Genomic DNA, 2,528 nt, shown 5'->3' with positions numbered 1-2,528 from the left:
TAGCGTTTTGATGCAGGTGCCCGTGTTGACCTGCCACAGCTTGAGGGTGGTATCTTGTCCGCCGCTGATGAGATGCTGCCCGTCAGGACTGAAGGCCAGTGCTTGCACCATGCCCCGATGGCCTCGAAATTGGCGCACGCGCTGCTGCGTTGCCACACTCCAGAGTTCCAGTGTGGCATGGGCTCCGGCCATCGCGATATATTCCCCATCGGGGCTAAAGGCGATCGCTTCAATTTGGTTTTGGGTGGGAATCACGCTCAAGCGACGGCGACTCGCAAGATCCCACAGCATGATGCCCTCATCACTGCTGGTGGCTAGGCAAGGACCTGCGGCACCAATGATGGGTACCTGGGGCGCAAATGCTAAAGAACGCACACGGGAGATATCCGTCATCAATACCGCTGCAACCCTTGCCGAAGCCGTGTTCCATAGGGTTAATGTGTGATCGTTGGCACTTGCTATCAGCGTGCCATCTGGGCTAAAGGCGATCGATGTCACCCAGTTATCTGGGACTTCGATGGTATGCAAATGCTCACAGGTTTGCCAGTTCCATAGGCAAATCGTCTGATCATCACTGCACGTTGCCAGGGTCATACCATCGGGACTGAAGACGACCGATCGCACCCAGTTGTCGTGGCCCTCTAAGCTAGCGTGTTGCAGACCGTCGGCCACCCGCCACAGGTAAACCTGGCCCTGATGATCGCCCGTACAGATAAATTGCCCATCAGGACTGAAAGCTAATGACAACGCATTGCCCACAGTCCCGGTAAAGCGGGGGTGTAAGAAACTGGCCTCGGCAAAGTTGACGTTGTGCAACTGCATCCCTTGCAGGTAAGCGTGCCGAATGGTGAGTCCCGAGAAGTCGAGTCCGTTCAGGTCGAGGGATAGCAGCCGGGCGAGGTTGATTAAATTGCCCACGCCATAGCCCGATAGCTGGGTTTCGCTGCGGCGCAAGGCCAGCAAAATCCGCAAAAATTGCTGTTCGGCGGCAGCAGGGGAACTAAAGGTCTGTCTAAATTGGGTAGCGATCGGGTGCGCCAGCATGCGCTCTTGGCTTTCGCGGATGTAATCTTTGACGGTGGTTTTGAGCACCGCATAGCGGCAAAACCAAGCTAGCTGGGCGGTGCTGAGTTCATCGCTCATTTGTTGAATTAGCACATCCGTCGTGTATTCCATCACCACGGGCTGTTGGGTGTAGCTACCGGCTCGCCGTTCGATGAGTCCACGCCAACCAAGCGACTCCAGCGCTTCCAGCACATGGCCGCGGGAGATGGGGGGCAGCAAGTCGGCGGCCAAGTCGGCAATTTTCGTCCACTCGCGGTTGATGGCTAACCAGTGCATCACCGCTTGCTCATTGGCAGAAAGTCGTTCGAACTGCTGATTGAGCAAGCGACGAATACCGTTGAAGACCCCGGTGCCTTGAGCGAGAAACGTCGCAATGTCGCCATCAAACAGGTCTTGGATCGTGCCGGCCACAATTTTGAGGGCCAGGGGGTTGCTGCTGTAGCGATCGCACAACGCCTGCTGCGCCTCTAAACTCCCTCGCAAACCTGTGGTACTCATCAGAGCCAGCCCCAACTCGGCGGAGCCAGAGAGCTGGAGCGATCGCACCTTCGTCCCATCACTCTCCATCGGCACAATGGTGGTGAACTTTTCCCGACTGGTCAGCAGCAAACAGCTCTGATGGGCCGTCTCCCCCATCACGCGAATGAAGTCGGCGTAGTCCTCATAGCCCTCGCGATAGCGCCCGACGCCCGATCGGGTGGGATGATCCAGCTCTTCCCCAGCTTTGAGGATGGTTTCGGCATTATCGAGGATGATCAGGCAGCGATGCGATCGCAAGCCCTGCATCAGATTCAAGAGGGTTGGTTCATAGGTATCCCCAGGCGCAAGAAACAGGAGTAGGTCACGGAGCAGATCGGATAGAGCTGGGGCATTGCGGAGCGATCGCCAGATCACGTGAGTGAAGGGGGTGGCTGGGTGGTTGGGTGGTTGGGTGGCTGGGTGGCTGGACTGAGAAAGAATCCCCTCCCCCTCTGCTATCCTCATAGCCTCATACTCTGCCCCCTTACCCCCCTCATACCCTGTTCTTCTACCACTCGCCAAACACTGCTGTGCCACCTTCACGGCTAGAGAGGTTTTGCCGATGCCGCCCATCCCAAAAAGCAGCACCAGGCGACAACGCTCTTGCACCAGCCATTGAGACAGGGTAGCTAACTCGTCTTGACGACCGAAGAAGGTAGAGACATCAGGAGCTTCGCCCCAGTCGAGGTTGACAGGAGGGAGAGCGGAGTGGCTGGCGGGCTGGGTGAATGGGGTGGTGGGAGGGGACTGGGCATTTTCAGCGGCTCCCCCGTCGATGCTGCCCGGCTGCTCCCCTTGCCGTTCTTGCCAGCGCAGTAATGCTGCCTGAAAACTGGTTTTACTCACGGATTCGCCTAACGCTTGCCCTAAAAGCTTCCACAGCTTGGGACCAATATCCCGCGTGAGATAACTGATGGAATAACCTGAGGCATCAGCAATCTGTT

At 57.2% G+C, this 2,528-nt stretch carries 1 protein-coding gene; it reads right to left on the bottom strand.

The genetic code is table 11. The features are described from left to right. The coding region (locus V6D20_16000) for a hypothetical protein (protein HEY9817283.1) at positions 1-2,430 on the bottom strand (2,430 nt) is incomplete at its 3' end. Positions 2,431-2,528: the final 98 nt, after the last annotated feature.

This window comes from Candidatus Obscuribacterales bacterium (genome assembly GCA_036703605.1).
In the GTDB taxonomy this organism is placed as follows: Bacteria; Cyanobacteriota; Cyanobacteriia; order RECH01; family RECH01; genus RECH01.
The sequence above is the reverse complement of the archived record's forward strand: the minus strand, read 5'-3'. Positions and strand labels throughout refer to the sequence as shown.